We start from the raw sequence: 20,707 nt of genomic DNA on the forward strand, positions 1-20,707 counted from the left end.
AGCGTGGGTAACCCGGCAGGACGGCGGCCCACGGTCCAAAGCCGGAGTGAGGGAACACCGAGCCTGGGCGAGGTGCCGAGTGGTGGGGCAAGAGCGTTTTGCTTACTTTTGACTGGGCCGGCATTCCGGCTTTTCAAAAGTGAGCCGCTGTAAGAGCGGAACCAATATCAGCCATCACCCAAAAAACGGATATGCCCCCCAACCCCAAAGACGCATACGTCATCCAACGTATTCCCCGCCCAACCCCATCCCCGTGAGACTGCTCCCGACAGCCAACCCACCCTCCGGGAGCACCTCGATGACCGACACCCTGATCAAAGTCGACCTCAACCAACCCGTCACCGAAAACGAACAGATCCACAACCGTTGGCACCCGGACATCCCGATGGCTTGCTGGGTCAAACCCGGCGATGACTTCATCCTCGAAACCTACGACTGGACCGCCGGCGCCATCAAGAACAACGACGACGCCAGCGACGTGCGCGACGTCGACCTCTCCACCGTACATTACCTCTCCGGCCCGGTGGGCGTACACGGCGCCGAACCCGGCGACTTGCTGGTGGTCGACCTGCTCGACATCGGCGCCAAGGCCGACTCCCAGTGGGGCTTCAACGGGTTCTTCTCGCGCCAGAACGGCGGCGGCTTTCTCACCGATCACTTCCCCAGCGCGCAAAAAGCCATCTGGGATTTCAAGGGTATGTTCACCAGCTCCCGGCACATCCCGGGCGTCAATTTTGCGGGCCTGATCCACCCCGGCCTGATCGGCTGCCTGCCCGACCCGGTGATGCTCGCCGACTGGAATCGTCGCGAGCAGGAGCTGATCGACACCAACCCGACCCGCGTCCCACCCCTGGCCAACGCCCCGCTGGCCGCCACCGCGCACATGGGCAAACTCAAGGGCTCGGCCCGTGATGATGCCGCCGCCACCGGTGCCCGCACCGTGCCGCCCCGTGAGCATGGCGGCAACTGCGATATCAAGGATTTGTCCCGCGGCTCGAAGATCTATTTCCCGGTGTACGTCAACGGCGCCGGCCTGTCGGTGGGCGACTTGCACTTCAGCCAGGGCGACGGCGAAATCACCTTTTGCGGCGCCATCGAAATGGCCGGCTGGGTGCACATGAAGGTCGAGCTGATCAAGGGCGGCATGGCCAAATACGGGATCAAGAACCCGGTGTTCAAGCCAAGCCCGATCACCCCGAACTACAAGAACTACCTGATCTTCGAAGGCATCTCCGTCGACGAACAGGGCCAGCAGCACTACCTGGACGTCAATGTCGCTTACCGCCAGGCCTGCCTGAATGCGATCAACTACCTGACCAAGTTCGGCTACTCGCCGGCCCAGGGGTATGCGTTGCTCGGCTCGGCGCCGGTGCAGGGGCATATCAGCGGCGTGGTGGACATCCCCAACGCCTGCGCGACGTTGTGGCTGCCGACTGAAATCTTCGAGTTCGACATCAACCCCAATGCCAGCGGCCCGACCCAATTCCTCGACGGCAGCATCGACCTGCCCATCGCACCGGATCTGTAGCCATGCCGACCTATGAATATGCCTGTGAGTCCTGCGGCACCTTCACGATGCTGCGGCCCATGGCCCAGCGTCACGACCCCAGCCAATGCCCGTATTGCGACGGCCCGGGCGGGCAGTTGCTGCTGTCGGCGCCGGCGCTGACCACGCTGTCGGCCAATCAGCGCAAGGCCATAGCCGGTAACGAGCGCAGCGCCCATGCGCCGCAAACCGTCGGCGAATATCAGGCAGCGCGCAAGCACCCGGCGGGCTGCAGTTGCTGTGGCACCAGCAAGCCGGTGGTGCCGAGCAAGGCCAACCCGCTGGGGCTCAAGACCAGGACCGGGCCACGGCCCTGGATGATCAGTCATTGACCGAGGAGATTTGCAATGCGCCATGGCGACATTTCCAGCAGCCCGGACACGGTCGGCGTTGCTGTCGTGAACTACAAGATGCCGCGCCTGCACAGCAAGGCCGAGGTCATCGATAACGCGAAGAAGATTGCCGAGATTATTGTCGGCATGAAGCAGGGTTTACCCGGCATGGACCTGGTGGTGTTCCCCGAATACAGCACCATGGGGATCATGTACGACCACGACGAGATGATGGCGACCGCCGCGAGTATTCCCGGCGAGGAGACGGCGATTTTCTCCGCGGCCTGCCGCCAGGCCAATACCTGGGGCGTGTTTTCCCTGACCGGTGAACGCCACGAGGAGCACCCGCACAAGGCGCCGTACAACACGCTGGTGCTGATCAATAACCTCGGCGAGATCGTCCAGCGTTACCGCAAATGCATTCCGTGGTGCCCGATCGAGGGCTGGTACCCGGGCGATCGCACCTACGTGTGCGACGGGCCCAAGGGCATGAAGGTCAGCCTGATCATCTGCGACGACGGCAACTACCCGGAGATCTGGCGTGACTGTGCGATGAAAGGCGCCGAGCTGATCGTGCGCTGCCAGGGCTATATGTACCCGGCCAAGGAGCAGCAGGTGCAGATGTCCAAGAGCATGGCCTGGGCCAATAACTGCTACGTGGCGGTGGCGAATGCGGCGGGGTTCGACGGGGTGTATTCGTACTTCGGGCACTCGGCGATCATCGGCTTCGATGGCCGTACCCTGGGCGAGTGCGGCGAGGAAGAGATGGGCATTCAGTACGCCCAGCTGTCGGTGTCGCAGATCCGCGATGCGCGGGCCAACGACCAGTCGCAGAACCATCTGTTCAAGTTGCTGCACCGTGGCTACACCGGCATGCATGCCTCGGGCGATGGGGACAAGGGCGTGGCGGATTGCCCATTCGAGTTCTATCGCACCTGGGTGCTGGACGCGCAAAAGGCCCAAGAGAATGTCGAGGCCTTCACTCGCAGCACCGTCGGTGTCGCCGAATGCCCGGTGGGGCAGTTGCCCCATGGCGGTAAAGAAAAAACGGCGGGTTGAGGCATGCGGTTTACTTTTGAACCGGCCCAGGTCATGGCCTTGCTGCGCAGCCGTATCGTTGGCCAGGACGCAGCCCTGGCCCAAATGGAAGGGTTGCTCAAGGTGGTCAAGGCCGATATTGGTGAGCGTGAGCGGCCGTTGAGCGTCAACCTGTTCATGGGGCCTACCGGGGTCGGCAAGACGGAAATCGTCCGGCTGCTGGCGCAGGCGTTGCACGGGCGTGCCGACGGGTTCTGCCGTATCGACATGCACACCCTGGCCCAGGAGCATTATGCCGCCGCACTCACCGGTGCACCGCCGGGTTATGTCGGCAGCAAGGAGGGCATCAGCCTGTTCAACAGCGAACTGATCCAGGGTAGCTACAGCCGCCCTGGTATCGTGCTGTTCGACGAGTTGGAAAAAGCCAGCCAGGAAGTGGTGCGCAGCCTGCTGGGCATCCTTGAAAACGGCCAGCTGACGCTGGCGGGCGGCGCTCGGACGCTGGACTTTCGCAACAGCCTGATCTTCATGACCAGCAATATCGGCGCCCAGCAGGCGCGTCGGCACCGGCAACGCTTTGCTCCGTTGCGCTGGTGGGGGCGCGGTGAAGCGGGGGTGTTGGAGGACGCCTTGCACCGCCACTTCGAGCCGGAATTTCTCAATCGCATCGACCGTATCCTGATGTTCGAGCCCATCGACCATCAGTGGCTTGAGGCACTGCTCAAGGTGGAACTCGGCAAACTCAATCAACGCCTGGCGGCGCAGCACCGATCATTGGTGCTGGATGAATCGGCACGTGCCTGGCTGTGCCGCGATCATGACGTACGGTTCGGCGCCCGCGCCTTGGGCCGCCGATTGCGGGTGGAGCTGGAGCCGGCGATTGCCGAATGCGTATTGCGCGACCCGGGTGTGGGCCCCATGGGCGCGACTGTCGACAGTGATCGTTTGGTGGTTTCGCAACAAGCGGCTTGCATCCAATAAATTTCAGACTAATATAACCCGGGTAAAACAAAATAATCCGGGTAAAAGTCATGAGCGCATCACAGTGCACCGCCTTCCTTGGCCACCAACGCGTGGCTGCCGGCTCTTATGCCGACGTCGCCAAAAACCTGAAAAGCCTCGACCTGGCGACGGGCAGCTTGCTGGTGTTTGATGACGCCAGCGGTGTTCAAGTCGACTATCCCTGGCCCGCCGGTTACGCACCGCAGCAACCGACCGTCGCGGTGACGGAGGCCGACGTGCCGGCGTCACCTGCTGTAGGCCGTCCGAAGCTGGGGGTGGTCGCCCGTGAAGTGACCTTGCTGCCGAGGCACTGGGAGTGGCTGGGACAACAACGCGGCGGCGCCTCGGCGGCCTTGCGCCGGTTGGTGGACGAAGCGCGCAACGCCCATGCCGAGCACGATGAGCGACGCCAGGCGAAGGAATCCAGCTATCGTTTCATGAGCGCCATCGGCGGCGACCTGCCAGGTTTTGAAGAAGCCTCGCGGGCGTTGTTTGCCCAGGACGGCGCGGAATTTTCCAACAGGATTGCGCACTGGCCGGTGGATGTGAAGTTGTACCTGGCCTGGTTGTCACGCAACGCTTTCCCTGCCTAATTGCATTGAGATCCGAACCTTCATGGAAGTCACCCAGCAACGACCGTTGTGGCAGATCTACCTGATCTTTCTGGCACCCATGGTGCTGTCCAATTTCCTCCAGAGCTTTTCCGGCACGCTGAACGGGATCTATGTCGGGCAGATGCTCGGCACCCAGGCGTTGGCGGCGGTGTCGGGGATGTTCCCCATCGTGTTTTTCTTTATCGCCCTGGTGATCGGCCTGGGGGCGGGTGCTTCGGTGCTGATCGGCCAGGCGTGGGGCGCGCAGGAAACCTCGATGGTCAAGTCGATCACTGGCGCCACCCTGACCCTCGGCGCCCTGATCGGGGTGATCGCGGCGGTGCTGGGCAGCGTGTTTGCGCGCCCGGCAATGCAGGCCCTGGGCACACCGGTGGATGTGCTGGATGACGCGGTGGGTTATGCGCAGATGATGATGCTGATCATGCCGCTGTTGCTGGTGTTCATCCTGTTCACCCAACTGCTGCGGGGCGTGAGTGACACGGTGTCGCCCTTATTGGCGCTGATGGTGTCGACCACCGTGGGCCTGGTGCTGACCCCTGCGCTGATCAAGGGTTGGCTGGGCCTGCCGCCGATGGGTATCCAGAGCGCGGTGGTGGCGGGGTTGGTGGGGAATGCCCTGGCGATGACGTTCCTGGTGCTGCGCCTGCGCCATAAAAACCACGTGATGGCGCCGGATCGCCAGTTGATGGCGGCGCTGCGGCTGGATCGGGTGATCCTGGGCAAGGTCCTGCGTATCGGGTTGCCCACCGGGTTGCAGATGGTGGTGCTGTCGTTGTCGGAGCTGGTGATTCTGGCGCTGGTCAACAGCCATGGTTCCCAGGCGACGGCGGCGTATGGGGCGGTGACGCAGATCGTCAACTATGTGCAGTTTCCGGCATTGTCGATTGCGATCACGGCGTCGATTCTGGGGGCGCAGGCGATCGGGGCGGGGCGCCTGGAGCGGATTGGGCCGATCCTGCGTACGGGGATTTTGATCAACCTGTGCCTGACGGGTGGGTTGATAGTGCTGGGGTATGTGTTGTCGCACTGGCTGTTGGGGTTGTTCATTACCGACGTGGATGCGCGGGTCAAGGCTGAGCACCTGCTGCATATCATGCTCTGGAGCATCCTGGTGTTCGGTTTTCAGGCCGTGGTGGGCGGGATCATGCGGGCCAGCGGGGTGGTGCTGGTGCCGGTGGGGATCTCGATCGTTTGCGTGTTGGGGGTGGAGTTGCCGGTGGCGTATCTGCTGAATGCGCGGTTTGGGCTGGAAGGGGTGTGGATGGCGTTTCCGGTGACGTATCTGGCGATGTTGGGGTTGCAGACGGCGTATTACCGGTTGGTTTGGCGGCATAAGCAGATCAAGCGGTTGGTGTGAGTGTGTGGGGTGGCGCGGGTACCTATTCGTCATATAGGTACCGGCCATCCAGGACTATCAGATTGATGACGCAACGCTAAGACGCGTAAGCGTTTGCGCCAAGGTCTCGTTTTCGGACATCGGCTTATTTGAAGTTGGTATCGGCGATCGGCATGATGCTCGCTACACGCCAGCCATCCTTGCCCATGACCAGCGTCTGGCTGATCAGGAAGGTGCTGTCGGTAGGTGTTTCACCGGCGTGGCTACGGGTGAAGGTGATCGGCACCATCAGTTGCGCAACGTTATCGGCCACCAGCACCACGCTGAAGTGGCTCATGTCGGGCTTAAGTTGCCAGGCGCCCTGGTAGTACACCTTGAGCTTGCTGACCACCGCATCCGGCCCCCAGTTTTCGCCACCTCGGGCGTACCAGAGCATTTTTGGCGAGTCCCAGAGCATTGCCTTGATCTGGGTGAGGTCGTGGGCGTTTTGAGCGGCGACAAACCGGGTGAAGAAGGCGCGAGCGTCATCCTCTTTGGCTGCGGCGAAGCTTGTGGTGGCGCTAAGCAGGCTGAGCAAGGCGCCGAAGGCCAGGGCATAAGGTTTCATGGAGTTCCTCGGGAATCGGGTTGAGTGACCTGAGGTTTAGCCTAGGCTCGGGCAGGGCGAAGCAAAGGCCATTTAACCCTCGTTTCTGGACATTCCCGATGCCGCCGTTTCCGACCGGCTTCTTGCCGTGCGCCGCATCACCTGCGGCGGTTTGCCGAATTCGCGGATAAATGCCCTTCGCATGCGTTCGCTGTCGCCAAAGCCGGTCTGGCGGGCAATGCCTTCGATAGGATGACGGCCGTCCTGGATCAGCACCAAGGCTGTTTCGATCCGCAGCTTTTCAATGGCTTTGGCTGGGGATACGCCGGTCTGTGCTCGAAACGCCCTGCTGAATTGGCGCAGGCTTAAATGGGCTGCTTCGGCCAGTTCGTCGAGGCTCAGGCTGCGATGCAGGTTATTGCGCGCATAGGCTATGGCAGTCTGGATACGGTCGGTCTTCTGTTCCATGTCCAGCAGTGCCGAGGACTGTGGCTGCCCCCCGGCACGGCGGTTTTGCAGGATGAAGGTTTTCGATACCGCCCGCGCTACCGTCGCGCCAAGATCGGCTTCGACCATCGCCAGGGCTTGGTCGATGCCAGCGGTCATGCCGGCGCTTGTCCATAGCGAACCGTCGACGATAAACAAACGCTCCTCTTCCAGCCGCACCTTGGGGTAGCGTTTGCGGAATTCTGCCGCGAAAAACCAGTGGGTGGTCGCTCGCATACCGTCAAGCAAGCCTGCTTGGGCCAGGAAGAAGGTTCCGGAGCAGGTGGCGGCCAGGCGTCGGCTATTTCTGGCAGCCTGACGCAGGTAATCCAGCAAGCCGGGCGTGAATTCGCGGTCATTGCCGCCACCGATGATCACCGTGTCGAATGCAGTCTTGCCGAAGGCTTCAGTCTGCACCACCACGCCGAGTGAACTGCGTACCGGCCCGCCGTGCTCCGAGATCAGACGTACGTCGTAATGGGTTTTACCCAATGCATTATTGGCACTCTCGAAAACTGACAGTGCAGAGAAACTCATGACGCCGAAACCGGAAAAGGTGATGAAACCAATGCGTTGCATGAGGCGCTCCAAAACCGTCTGATCTGTCAATCAAGGTGACAGACAGATTACCTGAAGCGGATTTTTTCCCGTAGTACCGCGTCGGTAAAGTCATTGACGCCGTTACCGCAGCAACGGGTAAATACCCCGGACCAATCCATCCACAAATCCCCCCACCGGTCTCAATCAGCGTCGCAACTCGTTGCTGAAATAACGACTCGGCACCTCACCCAACACACGCTTGAACACCGTCGCAAACGCACTCGGGCTGCTATACCCCAAATCCAGCGCCACCCTGGTCACCGGTTCCCCATTGCCCAGCCGCACAATCCCCGCCAGCAGGCAGGCTTGCTGGCGCCACTGCAGGTAACTGATACCCGTGGCTTGACGAAACTGCCGGGTAAACGTCCGGCGGCTCATCCCCGCGCCGAAGGCCATGGCATCAATGCTGACCTCCAACGAAGGCCCAGCCAGAAACTCTTCGCAGGCCTTCGCCAATCGAGGCTCGGCCGGCAACGGCGCACACAGCGGCAGCACCGGCATCCGGGCGATCTCGTGCAGCAGCAAGCCCATCAAATAGCTGTCGCGGCCACCCATCGCGTAACGCGCAGGTACCTCGACGGCCTTCTCCAGCAACTGCCCAAGCAGCGGCGACACATCCAGCACCTGGCACTGTTGCGGCAACTCCAGCCGCCGCGCCGCCTGCGGGCGAATGTAGGTGTTGAGCATCGTCACCGGCCCGCGCATCAGCATGGCGTGGGACACATGCGGCGGCACCCAGATCGCGCGGCGAGGCGGCACCACCCAGTTACCGGTGGCGCTGTAGACGGTAATGACACCCTGGCTGGTATAGGCCAACTGGCCTCGCGGGTGCGCGTGGGCGGGGAACAGCTCGCCGTCGGCATAGTCGATGGCGGTCACGACCACGTCGCGCGGGGTGTTTTCGTAGGGATGAATATCGGGCATGGCCTGATTCTAGCCTTTATTGACCCACAATCGCAGGCGGGCCATCGCGGTTTACGAAAAAATCTATCGGATGCACGGCCTCCTGTCGTGCCACCGAGTCAATGGACCCGTCACGATGAAGCAAAAACACCTGTTACTGGCCGTCCTGGTGACGGCTGTGTGGGGACTCAATTTCCCCATTACCAAACTCGGCCTGGCCGAGATCAACCCGCTGTTGCTGACGGCCCTGCGGTTCACCCTGGCGGCGTTGCCCTGGGTGTTTCTGGTGCGCCGGCCCCAGGTCGCGGTGAAGTGGCTGGCGGCCTATGGCTTGATATTCGGGGTGGCGATGTGGGCCTTGATCAACCTCGGGATCGCCATGGGCGTACCCCCTGGCAGTGCCTCGCTGCTGATCCAGTTCAGCGCATTCTTCACCCTGGGCTGGGGCGTGCTGCTGTTTCGGGAAAGCCTTTCCCTGGCGCAATTGATCAGTGTGCTGCTGGCGGCCATGGGGTTGGCAGGCATGCTGCTGGGCGTGGTGGGGACGGCCACGCTGCTGGGGTTTGCCCTGGTGCTGTTCAGTGCCCTGGCCTGGAGCATCGGCAATATCATCATCAAGGTTTCCCGGGTGCGGGAGATCTTTGGGTTCGTGGTCTGGGCCAGCCTGTTTGCGCCGTTGCCGCTGGTGCTGTTGACGTGGCTGCTGGATGGCTCGCAAGCCTTTATCGCTTTGCCTGCTCAACTGAACGGCGTGGCGTTGTTCTCGCTGGCGTTCCAGGTGTATGGCGCGACGCACTTTTGTTACTGGGGCTGGAACTTGCTGTTGCGCGAGTACCCGGTTTCCCGGGTGGCGCCCCTGTCACTGCTGATCCCGGTGTTCGGCATCGTCAGTTCAATGCTGATCCTGGGTGAGCGCCCCGGGGTTTCGCAGTGGCAGGCCATGGGCTTGATCCTCTTGGCCCTGATCGTCGGCCTGAAGAAGGGGCGTCCGTTGTGGGTCAGGCAGGACGGTCACGCTTGAGCAGGCCATACAGCGCGCTGTCCGAGATCTCGTCGCCGACCACCCAGCGCTCGCGCAGCAAGCCTTCGCGGACGAAACCCAGGCGCTCAAGCAGCTTTGCGGAGCCCAGGTTGCGTGGGTCAATGTCGGCTTCAAGGCGGCGCAGCCCGGCGGTGTTGAACCCATGGTCGATCACGGCGCGGGCGGCTTCGCTCATGTAGCCCTTGCCCCAATGCTGGCGGCCCAGGGTAAAGCCGATTTCAGCGCGGCGGCATTGCTCGTCGACATTGAACAGGTCGCAACTGCCGATCACCTCGCCGGTGGCCAGCAACTCCACCATGCACACCAGGTCTTCACCGGCAATCGATGCCTCCATCAGTTGGCCGAAGCGTTCAACGGCTTGCTCGGCGCGGGTCATGGTGGGAAAGGAAAAGTAGCGCATGGCCTCGGGGTCGGACCAAATGGCAAACAGCGCGCGCCAGTCATCCTGATGGGGAGGGCGCAGGCCCAGGCGTTCGGTGGTGAGAAGTACGGGGGCGAAAAAGGGCAGGGTCATAAGGTGCTCGTCCGTGAAAGTCACGGGCGAATGCTGCCGGGATTGGGCGGGTTGTACAAGGGTCAAGGAAAGAGGACGACGGCAAGCAATTGCCCTGCTTAATAGGAAGCATTACTATTCACACCCCGCCTCCCCAGTGCTTCCTTGATGACTCCTCAGCCGCCCCGCAGAACAGGCTTTTTCGAGCACTACGAAGAGTTGATCGGGACCTGGACGCGCCGCCTGAGAAACCGTCAGCAGGCCGAAGACCTGGCCCACGACACTTTTGTGCGGGTGCTTGAGTCCAACGCCACCAAGGTTGAGCAACCTCGCGCCTATCTGCATCAAACGGCGCGCAATATCGCCGTTGACGCCTATCGCCGCGAGGACCGGCGGGAGGCGATGGCCCTGGAAGCCTTTGATCAGAGTTCGCCCCACAGTGGCGACCCGGAGCATTTCATGCACGCGATCCAGCTGGCGGATTCCATCGAGCGAGCCCTGGCCGAGCTGCCGCTCAATTGCCGCAAGATTTTCATCTGGCAGAAAATCGAGGGCCTGACCCAGCAGGAAATCGCCGAACGCCTGGGCCTGTCTAAAAACATGGTGGAAAAGTATATGATCCGCACCCTGCGGCATCTACGTGACCGCCTGGATGCGATGGCACCATGACCAATGCCCGCTTTGAAACAGGATCTTCCATGATGGATACCCGTGAGTGTGCCTGCGGCAGTGCGACGGCCCGCGACGAGGCGGCGCAATGGTTTGTGCGTGTGCAGGACAGCCCATTGAGCGCAGAAGAACGCGAGCGTTTTGATGCCTGGCGTGCAGAGCATGCCGAGCACCAGTACGAATTTGATGTGCTGCAAGGTTTGTGGAGTGCCACCGACCTGGTGCCCAAGGCGCGCTTGCAGGCGTTGTGCGATGCCCCGCAGCCGCGTGCGAAGCGCCGGCCCGTGCTGCGTTATGCAGTGGCTGCAAGTGTGCTGGCGGTGGCCCTGGGCCTGGGGTTGTTCAGTGGCCTGGATCATCCGGCGACGTACAACGCCGAGTTCCGCACCGCACTGGGGGAGCGCCGGCAGGTGGCGTTGCCCGACGGCTCGTTGATGGACTTGAACAGCCGCAGCGTGGTGGCCGTGCACTATGTAAAAGGCCAGCGCGGCATCGAGCTCAAGCAGGGCGAGGCCATGTTCAGCGTCGAGCACGACACCAGCCGGCCCTTCGTGGTGGACGCCGGGGCAGGGCAGGTGACGGTCACCGGTACGCGTTTCGACGTGCGCCGCGATGACGACCAGACCCGCGTGGTGGTCGAGGCCGGTACGGTCAAAGTGCAAGGGCGCTCATCCGATGACATCGTGATGCTCACGGCTGGTCGGGGCACCCATGTGGATACCCGGGGCCAGGTGGCGGCTGCCTACGCCGTCAACCCTGAAGAGCTCACGGCCTGGCGCACCGGCAAGCTGGTGTTCAACAACGCCACTCTCGGCGAAGTGGCTCGGGAGGTCTCACGTTACCGCGAGCAACCTTTGCGGGTCAGCGCGCCCGCGGTGAGCAACCTGCGCTTGACCAGCGTGTTCAAATCCACCGACACCGACGCTTTGCTCAAGGCCTTGCCGCACATTCTTCCGGTGGCCTTGCGCACCTTGCCGGACGGTAGCCAGGAAATAATTTCGCGATAGATTCAGGTTTTTTTCGAGTTCTTCGTCTTCTTGTGCAACTGCAACTGGTTTGCATTAACAGCCGCACTCTCTTGCGATCACAGGACTACGTTCGACGTGAAAAAACTCGCCATGAAAAACAATAAATCATCGCGCTGGGCACCCCTCGCCCTGGCGCTGGCCGTCAGCGCCGCACTGCCGGCGGCCTATGCTGACGATGGCATTCATATCCAGGCCCAGTCCCTGGGTTCGGCCTTGAGCCAATTGGGTCAGCAGACGTCGCTGCAAGTGTTCTTCAGCCCCGACATGGTGGCCGGCAAACAAGCCCCGGCCGTCGACGGCAACCTGTCGCCCGAACAAGCGCTGCGCCAGTTGCTGCAGGGCAGCGGCCTGGATTACCAGATCGATGCGGGCTCCGTGACCCTGCGCCCGCTGGGCAAGGGCACCGGCGAAGCCGGTTCGCCGCTGGAGTTGGGTGCCACCGACATCAAGGTGGTTGGCGACTGGCTCGGCGACGCGAATGCCCAAGTGGTGCAGAACCACCCGGGCGCGCGCACCGTGGTGCGCCGTGAAGCCATGGTGGAGCAGGGCGCGATGAACGTCGGTGACGTGCTGCGGCGCATTCCCGGGGTGCAGGTACAGGAGGCCAACGGCACCGGTGGCAGTGATATTTCCCTCAACGTCGGGGTACGCGGCCTGACCTCGCGTCTGTCGCCACGCTCCACGGTATTGATCGACGGCGTACCGGCGGCGTTTGCACCCTACGGCCAGCCGCAGTTGTCGATGGCGCCGATTTCCTCCGGCAACCTCGACAGCATCGACGTGGTGCGTGGCGCAGGCTCCGTACGTTATGGACCACAGAACGTCGGCGGCGTGATCAACTTCGTCACCCGGGCCATCCCGGAAAAATTCTCCGGCGAAGTCGGCACCACCCTGGAAACCGCGGCCCACGGCGGCTGGAAACACATTGAAAACGCCTTCATCGGCGGCACCGCCGACAACGGTATCGGTGCTGCGTTGCTGTATTCCGGGACCAAGGGCGATGGTTACCGCGACCGCAACAACTCCAACGACATCGACGACGTGATCTTCAAGACCCACTGGGCGCCGACCGATCAAGACGATTTCTCGCTGAATTTCCACTACTACGACGCCAGCGCCGACATGCCCGGCGGCCTGACCCAGAAGCAGTACGACGCCAACCCGTATCAATCGGTACGTGACTGGGACAACTTCAATGGCCGGCGCAAGGATATGTCCTTCAAGTACATCCGGCAGATCGACGACCGCACCCAGGCTGAAGTGCTGACCTACTACTCCGACAGTTTCCGCGGCAGCAACATCGCCAACCGCGACCTGAAGACCCTGGGTTCCTACCCGCGCACCTACTACACCTTCGGCATCGAGCCGCGTGTGTCCCATGTATTTGACCTGGGGCCGAGCACCCAGGAAGTCAGCGTCGGTTATCGCTACCTCAAGGAAGGCATGCACGAGCAGGCCACCAGCCTGGCGCTGGTCAACAACGTGCCGACGCCCGTGGGCCAGAGTGACGGCCACGTGTACCAGGACCGTACCGGTGGCACCGAGGCCAACTCGTTCTATATCGACAACAAGATTGATATCGGCAAATGGACCGTCACCCCGGGCATTCGCTTTGAGCAGATCCGCACCGAATGGCACGACCGTCCGGTGGTAGGCCTCAATGGCGCCACGGTTCAGGAGAAACGTCGCGAGATCCACAACAACGAACCGCTGCCGGCCTTGAGCGTGATGTACCACGTCTCCGATGCCTGGAAGCTGTTTGCCAACTACGAAACCTCCTTCGGCAGCCTGCAATACTTCCAGCTGGGCCAGGGCGGTAACGGCGACCAGACCGCGAACGGCCTGAACCCGGAAAAAGCCAAGACCTACGAAATTGGTACCCGCTACAACGACAACGTCTGGGGCGGCGAAGTGACGTTGTTCTACATCGACTTCTCGGACGAGTTGCAATACGTCAGCAACGATGTGGGCTGGACCAACCTCGGCGCTACCAAGCACGAGGGCATCGAAGCGTCGGCCCATTACGACCTGTCGAACCTCGACCCGCGCCTGGACGGCCTGACCGCCAACGCCGGCTTCACCTACACCAGGGCTACCTCCGAAGGCGACGTTGCCTTCAAGGGCCGCGACTTGCCGCTGTACTCCCGTGAAGTGGCCACCCTGGGGCTGCGTTACGACATCAACCACTGGACCCACAACCTGGACGTCTATGCCCAGTCCGGCCAGCGTGCGCCGGGCACCGGTACCACCTACATCACCCAGCCGACTGCTGATGGCCAGTACGGGGATATTCCCGGCTACGTCTCGGTCAACGTGCGCAGCGGTTATGACTTCGGTGCGCAACTGTCGAACCTGAAGCTGGGCGTCGGGGTAAAAAACGTGTTCAACCAGGAACACTACACCCGCTCCAGCGACAACAACTCCGGGATCTACCTGGGTGAACCGCGCACGTTCTTCGTGCAGGCCAGCGTCGGCTTCTGATGCGTGCCTGATCCCAGGTATCGACAGTGACGAGGGGGCGCAAGCCCCCTCGCCATAGCCCTTCTTCCTACTCTTTTTCTAACGATTTTCTGCGTCCGCAGGAACTGAATCCGACAGGTCTACCACACAAGGAGGTGCCCACTTTCCATGGGATACCTTGTATCGCCGAGGTGTCTTTGAGCCGGGAGTGAATCGTGTCAATACGCCGAACTGGAGATGCCTATGTCGGTAACCTTAACTAACTCAACTGTTGCCAACCCCTCTGATAACGCCGCGCAGCCGCATACTGATGCCGCCACATCGACGCAGTCACGCTCACGCTCCGGGCAGGGGTCGATCCACATCAGCTTCAACTTGCCACAGAATGGGATCGGCCCGGGATATTCGAATTGGACGACGACGCAGAGCACGACGGATCCCCATGGTGCCGCCAACAACTCATTCCGGGCGTCCTATGCAAACTCGTTCCTGGGCGGGCTGATCGGACAGCTTCAGGACTTTCTGCACAAGCTGTTCAATCCGTTCCGGCCTCACCCCGGTTATGGTCGTCCTGACCCTTCCATTCCACTCAGGCCTCTTCCCGGACACTGCCGTCCGACCCCCTGCAAGCCTGACCCGGGATACGGTCGCCCGGACCCACACTTTTCGAGGCAAACCCCCGATCAACTGGGGAACCTCCTCAAGAACAAATTTGATGCGTTCACGGTGCCGGGCCAGCCCTTCATCACAAAACAAAGCCTGGAGGAGATGGCGGGCAGACGGTTGACCAACGACCAGGACCGTAATGAGAACATTCTGTTGGCCCGGGAACTGCTGCGACACCCAGACGTAATACAAGCCTTTGACCGAGCCGGCAGGACCGGTGATCTGGATGGTCGAATCTCCCGGCGGGACCTCAACGCCGTGCTCGACTCCGGCAACGCCTTGAAGTACAAGACCGACAAACAGCTCGCCGAACAGATGTTGAAGGACTTCGACGCCCTGAAGGGTATCTGGAGCCGCTCCATCAGTATCAAAGATTTGAAAAAATTGGCCGCATCGTCGTCGAGCGACCCAAAGCAACAGCGGCTCATCGAGTTGGCCAAGGAAGTCACTCAGCGCTCAAGCCTGTTAACGCTGATGGATTCTCTTGACCGGTATGACGGCAAGATCGGCAGAGCCGCCCTGCGCCACCTCTCTCTGAACCTGTTTTAGCTCGATCACGCCGCGACCCTCTCGCGGCGTGATGACCTGCCTTGATCAATCCGCTGCTTTCAAACTCTCAGCCAGGGCTCAGACATGGCTACACCTTCGTGTGGATCGCACAATCCTGGCTATCAGCCAGCCTGTCTTGCGCCGACGGGCAGCGATACCCTGCAACCGCCCCCCGTTGCCGCACCGGGCAAACGGTGCGAAGAGGGCACCGAAGCCCGGCGAGTGAAGAACTTCACCGGGCAGCACACTTTCCAGGCGCCGGCGGCTGACGACTTCATCAAAGGCATGTTGCCGCACGGGCAGTTGCCTGCCTCCCACGCGCCTGGGTTACGCCCGTTGCGCGCGGTGATGGGCGCTATGGTCGCAGCGATCAAAGACCTTTGGCAGGAGACAAAACCGACCTCGCCAGGGTCTCGAAAAGCCGACTGATTCTTCGGTTTTTACATGTTGTCATTGGAACGCTGCTCTATCTCGGAACCATTGCCACCGGCACACCACACACCTTTGGCCTGTTTTCACCTGAGCGATACGGCGATTGCCGGGATGATGACCAGGTCAATGTGGAACCGGAAAATGGTGGAGATGAATCATGACAATCAACGGCGGGTCGGTCTGCCAGCACCTCGGTGCTACACCCTGTATTGCCCCGGCACTGGACGGCGGTACACGGGCAATTCACGCCGCTTCAAGTGAACCCGGTGAGGCTGCGCGAAAGCACAGCCATCAATCCGGCGGGGCGCCTGTCCGCTCATCAGGCTATCGGCCTCCTTTGCGGGGGGAGAGTCACTGCAGGAGTCTGCTGCAACACCTGGGGCTTCAGAACGAAGTGGCCAGCCGCCTCCGCGGGCCCAATCCCTACATTCGTTTGCCGGACAGCGATTTGGTGAGCGCGGCGAACGCCCAATTTGCCATGCTGAAAAAACTCCATGAGAACTGACGGACTGAAGCTGTCTTCACTGCAACGAATCGCCAGTAAAAAGCTCGGTGCCAGCCGAGAGGCCGACAGCGCTATCCTGCTTGCCAAGGCGATCATCCAGCGCCCGCGCCTGATCGATGCGATCCTCGGCCAGGACGGCTACATCACCCGCGAAAGCCTGGCACAGGCCGAGAACGTAGTGTTCGGCAACAGCGATCCCAGTGCCTTCAGCCCGGACCCTTTCCACACAAAAAACAATGCCGATCTCGTCCGCCTGTTCAAGGAAATGTTCACCGAGTTACGGGACCGGTCGCGGGACCGCATGGGGTTTTTCGAGCAGATCTGCTACGTCAATATCGAGGTGCTGGCGATGATGAGCAAAGACCCGGATGAGCTCGACAGCCATGGCCAAGTTGTACTGGACCCGGCCACGGGGCTACCGAAGAAGAAATACGACGAACAGCAGGTGTATATGGCGAAAAACCTTGTGGACCGGCCGGGCTTGTTGCGGTCGCTGGAAAACACCGCCGACAGCGGTCGGCGAATTTTCGGCAGCCATCACCAGGCGGGCTGGCTCAGCAACAAAACCCTTGATCGCTGGCTGGAGCTCCAGAAAGCCAAATGACCCCGGGTTGACGCCTCAATACACGAGGCGTGATGGGGCTGGGTGGTCAGACCCGCAGTATTTTCCCGCTGATCGCCACACCGATCAGCAGTACGGCAATCAGCACAAAGGCAGTGCTCAAGCTGCTGCCATGGGCGATGAAGCCGATCACCGCAGGGCCGGCGAGAATGCCGGTGTAGCCCAGGGTGGTGATGGCGGGCACCGCAATGTGTTCCGGCATGACGGTCTGCTTGCCGACGGCGGTGTACAGCACCGGTACGATGTTCGAACACCCGGCACCGACCAACGCATACCCCAGCAGGGCGGTTTCCCACGCAGGGAATAGCGTCGCCAACAGCATGCCGCCGGCGGCGAGCGCGCCACCGAATACAATCACCCGGGTTGCGCCCAGGCGGCGAACTATCCTGTCGCCGGTAAGGCGCCCGACGGTCATGGTCAGGGCAAAGGCTGCGTAGCCAAGGCCCGCATAGGCTTCGTCAAGGCCGCGCTCGGCGCTCAGGAACACCGCGCTCCAGTCCAGCACGGCGCCTTCGGCAAGAAACACGATGCAGCACAGGCAGCCGATAAACAGCACCACGCCGTGGGGCACGGCAAAGGCCGGCCCGGAGCTTTCACTGCCGTAAGGCAGCAGGTGTGGCCCGGCCTTGAGCAAGGCCACTACGATGACGACGATCACGGCGAGGGTGGCCTGCAACGGCGACCAGCCCAACCCCAGCAGCCCGCTGACACCTGCCGCCCCGACGATCCCGCCCAGGCTGAACAGCCCGTGGAAGCCCGACATCATGGTCTTGCCGCTGGCCCGTTCGACCATCACCGCTTGCAGGTTGACCGTGGAGTCCACCGTGCCCAGGCCGGCACCAAACACAAACAGCGCGGCCATCAGCAACGGAATCGAGGTGACGGTGGCCAGCATCGGCAGGCCCAGGCAGATCAGGAGGGTGCCGCCGGTGGCCACTCGCCGGATACCGTAGCGCGACGCCAGGGCCCCGGCGACCGGCATCGCGATCATCGAGCCTACCCCCAGGCACAACAGCAAAAGGCCGAGGGTGCCCTCATTGAGTTGGGCGCGGGCCTTGGCATAAGGCACCAGTGGTGCCCAGGCGGCGATGCCGAAGCCGGCGATGAAAAACGCGATGCGGGTCGACATTTGTTCCAGCCGCCCGGGTACCACGGGCGCTGGGGTGCTGATGGCGGTCATGAAAAATCCTTGGTTTTGCGTTCAACGAACGATGTGCAGCGCAACATCCTTGCACATCAGGCCGTATCGAGCGAGCCGGGTTCCCTTGGCATGCCTGAACACAGGGCCAAACATTTTTTCCAGGATCATGGAACGCGACGGGCCTTTCCAACCACTATCAGTTCGTAGGACAAGTAACCACTTGAGGTGCGAGGTGGCCTGGAAGGTGCGTAATCCCCGCGAGAACTGGTGAACCCCGGGCTTCCAGCGACGGATTACCACCTTCCAGGCCGATCCTCTCACTTCAGCAGCCGCGCCAGTTTCGCGTCCCGCACCTGCAATACTTCAAACAAGCCCAGGGCCTGCAGGGCGGGGAGGGCTTGCAGGATGTCCTGTTCGGCCAGCAAGCGCTGCTCGTCCGGGGTGGCCGGATCGCACCAGGTTCTGGCGTTGGCGAGGAATGCGCCCACCGTGCCCTTGCGCACGGTCACGCCATTGAATTGGCCTTGGTCGAGATGGTCGGGAAGCACGTCTTCTGCACGCATGGCGGAGCCCTCAATGAATGAATCCGCAGTCTGGGCGTGCGCAAATGGCTACACTGCCTTATCCAGGTCATTCAATACGGTAAAGCTGCCATATGCCTTCGACACTCGTTTCAGCCCAGCTCGCCAATGCGACCGGCGGTCCGTTGCTGGTGGCGACGTTGCGCAGCAGTCCGGTAGCACGCACCACGGCCCTTCATCAGCATGCCCGCGGGCAATTGCTCGGAGCCCAGCGCGGGTTGTTGTCGGTGCAGGCGGCGCACCAGCATTGGGTAGTACCGGCCACCCATGCGGTGTGGATTGCCCCCGATTGTTCCCACGCCTTGCGTTCCCACGGGCCGTTTGATGGCTGGAGTGTGTATGTCGAACCCCAGGCATGCGCAGGGCTGCCCCGACAGACGTGCGTTATCGCCACGTCGGCCTTGTTGCTGGAAGCCGTCAGGCGCGCGGCAACCTGGAGTCAGGCGCTGCTTGAGCCGCCACAGTCACGGATCGCCCAGGTGATCCTTGATGAAATCGCCGGGTTGCCCCAGGAGCCATTCGGCTTGCCGCTGCCCCGGGACCCGCGCCTGTTGCGCATCGCCCAGGCGCTGGCCGACAGTCCCGACGACAACCGCCTGCTGGAACACTGGGCGCAGTGGGCCGGTGTCTCGCCGCGCACCCTGGCCCGGCGGTTTATTGCCGAGACCGGGTTCACCTTCAGCCAGTGGCGCCAGCGCGCACGGTTGTTGCGCGCCCTGGAGTTGCTGGCGGCGCATGCACCCGTGACCCGGGTTGCGCTGGACCTGGGTTATGAAAACGTCAGTGCCTTTATTGCGATGTTCCGGCGTACGTTCGGGACGACGCCGGGGCGGTACTTCACGGATGGCGCAAGCGACTACGGGCATACACCGCCACAATCACGAAACACCCCATAGGCAACAGGTAAGCCAGCGCCACTGTGCTGTTGTCCGCCACCTTGCCCATCAAGTAGGGCATCAGGGCGCCGCCGACGATCGCCATGATCATGAACGAACTGCCGCGCTTGGTGTGCGGCCCGAGGTTCTTCACGCCCATGGCGAACAGCGTCGGGAACATGATCGACATGAAGAAGAACACTGCGATCAGCGCGATCACCGAGATACCTTCCAGGCCGATCACCACCAGGCCGCACAACGCGATATTGATCAGCGCATAAATCAGCAGCAGCTTCTGCGCGCTGACCCGGCCCATCAGCCAGGTACTGAAAAAGCGCCCGAACATGAAGGCCAGCATTGCGATCGACAGCAGATAGGCGGCTTGCTGATTGCCCATCTGTGCCCAATGCTCGGTGACGTAGTTGATGAAAAATGCGCCGACTCCGACCTGGGCCGCCACATAGAAAAACTGCGTGATCACCCCACCGACAAACTCCCGGTGCTGCCACAGACCTTTGCCGGCCGTCGGTTGCAGTGCCTGTTCCTGGGCGCGCAAATCCGGCAGCGGCGTGCGGGCGATCAGCAGCGCCACCAGCAGTACCAGAACCGCGATCACCACGTAGGTGGTCTGCAACGAACTCATGTCCGAGGCCGGTGTGCTGCCGGCGCTGAAGAACATCGCGCCGCCAATCAGCGGGCCGAAGAACTGGCCAAGGCCATTGAATGATTGCGCCAGGTTCAACCGCCGCTCGGCGCCCTGGGGTTCGCCCAGCACGGTGGCATAGGGGTTGGCAGCGGTCTCCAGGCAGCCCAGGCCGCAGGCGATGACAAACAGCGCGAACAGGAAAAACGGAAAGCTCGCCGCCGCAGCCGCCGGCATGAACAGCAGCGCGCCCGTCGCATACAGGCACAGGCCCAGCAGGATCCCGGCCTTGTAGCCGTGGCGGTCCATCAACAACCCGGCCGGCAGGGCAATCAGGAAGTACGCGCCGAAATAGGCGCTTTGCAACAGCCCGGACTGGGCCTTGCTGACGTGCAGGACTTCCTGGAAGTGCTTGTTCAGTACGTCGAGCAAACCGTAGGACAAGCCCCAGAGGAAAAACAGACTGGTCACCAGCATCAGCGCCCAGCGATAGGTCGGCACGGCACGGGTGCCTGGCAGGTGTGTATCTTTGCTTAACATGACGCTTCTCCTGTTGTT

General features: G+C 61.8%; 20 protein-coding genes. 13 read left to right on the plus strand and 7 right to left on the minus strand.

Translation table 11 applies throughout. The features are described 5' to 3' along the window. Nucleotides 1–298: 298 nt before the first annotated feature. Genes fmdA through HX818_RS11565 form a run of 6 tightly spaced genes read left to right on the plus strand, consistent with a single transcriptional unit; the run spans nt 299 to nt 5,889 of the window. Nucleotides 299–1,528, plus strand: coding sequence for a formamidase (gene fmdA / locus HX818_RS11540; protein ID WP_003218608.1), 1,230 nt, complete (start codon nt 299–301; stop codon nt 1,526–1,528). Nucleotides 1,529–1,530: 2 nt separating this feature from the next. After that, a complete protein-coding gene (locus HX818_RS11545; protein ID WP_177020136.1) occupies nt 1,531–1,878 on the plus strand; it encodes a zinc ribbon domain-containing protein in 348 nt (115 codons plus the stop codon). Between the two features lie 15 nt (nt 1,879–1,893). Further along, nucleotides 1,894–2,937, plus strand: a complete 1,044-nt coding sequence (locus tag HX818_RS11550; RefSeq protein ID WP_003218599.1) for an aliphatic amidase — start codon at nt 1,894–1,896, stop codon at nt 2,935–2,937. 3 nt (nt 2,938–2,940) lie between these two features. Beyond that, the gene (locus HX818_RS11555; protein ID WP_177020137.1) at nt 2,941–3,897 is read left to right on the plus strand and encodes an AAA family ATPase; all 957 of its coding nucleotides are present in this window, start codon (nt 2,941–2,943) and stop codon (nt 3,895–3,897) included. Nucleotides 3,898–3,947: 50 nt separating this feature from the next. Next, on the plus strand, nt 3,948–4,511 hold the full coding sequence (locus tag HX818_RS11560) for a DUF2239 family protein (RefSeq protein WP_177020138.1): 564 nt from the start codon (nt 3,948–3,950) through the stop codon (nt 4,509–4,511). 22 nt (nt 4,512–4,533) lie between these two features. Further along, complete coding sequence (locus HX818_RS11565; RefSeq protein WP_003218590.1) at nt 4,534–5,889, plus strand: MATE family efflux transporter; 1,356 nt, start codon at nt 4,534–4,536, stop codon at nt 5,887–5,889. A 124-nt stretch (nt 5,890–6,013) separates the two neighbouring features. Here HX818_RS11565 and HX818_RS11570 read toward each other — a convergent pair whose 3' ends face one another. The 3 genes from HX818_RS11570 to HX818_RS11580 form a co-directional block, all read right to left on the minus strand. Further along, nucleotides 6,014–6,475: a DUF4440 domain-containing protein gene (locus HX818_RS11570; protein ID WP_008432732.1), complete on the minus strand. Its 462-nt coding sequence runs from the start codon at nt 6,473–6,475 to the stop codon at nt 6,014–6,016. A 72-nt stretch (nt 6,476–6,547) separates the two neighbouring features. Then, nucleotides 6,548–7,519, minus strand: coding sequence for a GlxA family transcriptional regulator (locus tag HX818_RS11575; protein WP_008432734.1), 972 nt, complete (start codon nt 7,517–7,519; stop codon nt 6,548–6,550). A gap of 165 nt (nt 7,520–7,684) precedes the next feature. Beyond that, complete coding sequence (locus HX818_RS11580; protein WP_177020139.1) at nt 7,685–8,464, minus strand: helix-turn-helix transcriptional regulator; 780 nt, start codon at nt 8,462–8,464, stop codon at nt 7,685–7,687. 115 nt (nt 8,465–8,579) lie between these two features. Between HX818_RS11580 and HX818_RS11585 the strand changes: the two genes are divergently transcribed. Then, nucleotides 8,580–9,464 (plus strand): EamA family transporter, encoded by an 885-nt coding sequence (locus tag HX818_RS11585; RefSeq protein ID WP_177020140.1) that lies wholly within the window; start codon nt 8,580–8,582, stop codon nt 9,462–9,464. On the opposite strand, the gene HX818_RS11590 is transcribed toward HX818_RS11585, so the two are convergent. Beyond that, entirely contained in the window at nt 9,442–9,999 is a 558-nt protein-coding gene (locus HX818_RS11590; protein ID WP_008432737.1) for a GNAT family N-acetyltransferase, read from the minus strand. The two genes, HX818_RS11585 and HX818_RS11590, sit on opposite strands and share 23 nt — an antisense overlap. A 147-nt stretch (nt 10,000–10,146) precedes the next feature. On the opposite strand from HX818_RS11590, the gene HX818_RS11595 reads away from it, so the two are divergent. The 5 genes from HX818_RS11595 (at nt 10,147) to HX818_RS11615 (ending at nt 16,891) form a co-directional block, all read left to right on the plus strand. Beyond that, on the plus strand, nt 10,147–10,647 hold the full coding sequence (locus HX818_RS11595) for a sigma-70 family RNA polymerase sigma factor (RefSeq protein WP_087693078.1): 501 nt from the start codon (nt 10,147–10,149) through the stop codon (nt 10,645–10,647). A 32-nt stretch (nt 10,648–10,679) separates the two neighbouring features. Next, nucleotides 10,680–11,654 (plus strand): FecR family protein, encoded by a 975-nt coding sequence (locus tag HX818_RS11600; protein ID WP_008432738.1) that lies wholly within the window; start codon nt 10,680–10,682, stop codon nt 11,652–11,654. Nucleotides 11,655–11,750: 96 nt separating this feature from the next. Continuing rightward, nucleotides 11,751–14,156, plus strand: coding sequence for a TonB-dependent receptor (locus tag HX818_RS11605; protein ID WP_177020141.1), 2,406 nt, complete (start codon nt 11,751–11,753; stop codon nt 14,154–14,156). 222 nt (nt 14,157–14,378) lie between these two features. Continuing rightward, nucleotides 14,379–15,350 carry a type III secretion protein gene (locus HX818_RS11610; protein WP_177020142.1) on the plus strand — a complete coding sequence of 324 codons (972 nt, stop codon included), beginning with the start codon at nt 14,379–14,381 and terminating at the stop codon, nt 15,348–15,350. 926 nt (nt 15,351–16,276) lie between these two features. Next, a complete protein-coding gene (locus HX818_RS11615; protein WP_177020143.1) occupies nt 16,277–16,891 on the plus strand; it encodes a type III secretion effector protein in 615 nt (204 codons plus the stop codon). A gap of 46 nt (nt 16,892–16,937) precedes the next feature. On the opposite strand, the gene HX818_RS11620 is transcribed toward HX818_RS11615, so the two are convergent. Both HX818_RS11620 and HX818_RS11625 read right to left on the minus strand, forming a co-directional pair. Next, nucleotides 16,938–18,089 (minus strand): MFS transporter, encoded by a 1,152-nt coding sequence (locus HX818_RS11620; protein WP_087693074.1) that lies wholly within the window; start codon nt 18,087–18,089, stop codon nt 16,938–16,940. Between the two features lie 278 nt (nt 18,090–18,367). After that, nucleotides 18,368–18,613, minus strand: coding sequence for a hypothetical protein (locus HX818_RS11625; RefSeq protein ID WP_102369456.1), 246 nt, complete (start codon nt 18,611–18,613; stop codon nt 18,368–18,370). A 92-nt stretch (nt 18,614–18,705) separates the two neighbouring features. Here HX818_RS11625 and HX818_RS11630 point away from each other — a divergent pair, with 92 nt between their 5' ends. Beyond that, nucleotides 18,706–19,527, plus strand: a complete 822-nt coding sequence (locus HX818_RS11630; protein WP_177020144.1) for a helix-turn-helix domain-containing protein — start codon at nt 18,706–18,708, stop codon at nt 19,525–19,527. Here HX818_RS11630 and HX818_RS11635 read toward each other — a convergent pair. Further along, nucleotides 19,469–20,689, minus strand: a complete 1,221-nt coding sequence (locus HX818_RS11635; RefSeq protein WP_008432753.1) for a sugar MFS transporter — start codon at nt 20,687–20,689, stop codon at nt 19,469–19,471. The two genes, HX818_RS11630 and HX818_RS11635, sit on opposite strands and share 59 nt — an antisense overlap. Nucleotides 20,690–20,707: the final 18 nt, after the last annotated feature.

It is taken from the genome of Pseudomonas sp. F9001 (assembly GCF_013385435.1).
Lineage (GTDB): Bacteria > Pseudomonadota > Gammaproteobacteria > Pseudomonadales > Pseudomonadaceae > Aquipseudomonas.

Coding starts and splice junctions, on each gene's coding strand:
- fmdA (WP_003218608.1), top strand. CDS start 299: ATGACCGACACCCTGATCAAAGTCGACCTCAACCAACCCGTCACCGAA.
- HX818_RS11545 (WP_177020136.1), top strand. CDS start 1,531: ATGCCGACCTATGAATATGCCTGTGAGTCCTGCGGCACCTTCACGATG.
- HX818_RS11550 (WP_003218599.1), top strand. CDS start 1,894: ATGCGCCATGGCGACATTTCCAGCAGCCCGGACACGGTCGGCGTTGCT.
- HX818_RS11555 (WP_177020137.1), top strand. CDS start 2,941: ATGCGGTTTACTTTTGAACCGGCCCAGGTCATGGCCTTGCTGCGCAGC.
- HX818_RS11560 (WP_177020138.1), top strand. CDS start 3,948: ATGAGCGCATCACAGTGCACCGCCTTCCTTGGCCACCAACGCGTGGCT.
- HX818_RS11565 (WP_003218590.1), top strand. CDS start 4,534: ATGGAAGTCACCCAGCAACGACCGTTGTGGCAGATCTACCTGATCTTT.
- HX818_RS11570 (WP_008432732.1), bottom strand. CDS start 6,475: ATGAAACCTTATGCCCTGGCCTTCGGCGCCTTGCTCAGCCTGCTTAGC.
- HX818_RS11575 (WP_008432734.1), bottom strand. CDS start 7,519: ATGCAACGCATTGGTTTCATCACCTTTTCCGGTTTCGGCGTCATGAGT.
- HX818_RS11580 (WP_177020139.1), bottom strand. CDS start 8,464: ATGCCCGATATTCATCCCTACGAAAACACCCCGCGCGACGTGGTCGTG.
- HX818_RS11585 (WP_177020140.1), top strand. CDS start 8,580: ATGAAGCAAAAACACCTGTTACTGGCCGTCCTGGTGACGGCTGTGTGG.
- HX818_RS11590 (WP_008432737.1), bottom strand. CDS start 9,999: ATGACCCTGCCCTTTTTCGCCCCCGTACTTCTCACCACCGAACGCCTG.
- HX818_RS11595 (WP_087693078.1), top strand. CDS start 10,147: ATGACTCCTCAGCCGCCCCGCAGAACAGGCTTTTTCGAGCACTACGAA.
- HX818_RS11600 (WP_008432738.1), top strand. CDS start 10,680: ATGGATACCCGTGAGTGTGCCTGCGGCAGTGCGACGGCCCGCGACGAG.
- HX818_RS11610 (WP_177020142.1), top strand. CDS start 14,379: ATGTCGGTAACCTTAACTAACTCAACTGTTGCCAACCCCTCTGATAAC.
- HX818_RS11615 (WP_177020143.1), top strand. CDS start 16,277: ATGAGAACTGACGGACTGAAGCTGTCTTCACTGCAACGAATCGCCAGT.
- HX818_RS11620 (WP_087693074.1), bottom strand. CDS start 18,089: ATGACCGCCATCAGCACCCCAGCGCCCGTGGTACCCGGGCGGCTGGAA.
- HX818_RS11625 (WP_102369456.1), bottom strand. CDS start 18,613: ATGCGTGCAGAAGACGTGCTTCCCGACCATCTCGACCAAGGCCAATTC.
- HX818_RS11630 (WP_177020144.1), top strand. CDS start 18,706: ATGCCTTCGACACTCGTTTCAGCCCAGCTCGCCAATGCGACCGGCGGT.
- HX818_RS11635 (WP_008432753.1), bottom strand. CDS start 20,689: ATGTTAAGCAAAGATACACACCTGCCAGGCACCCGTGCCGTGCCGACC.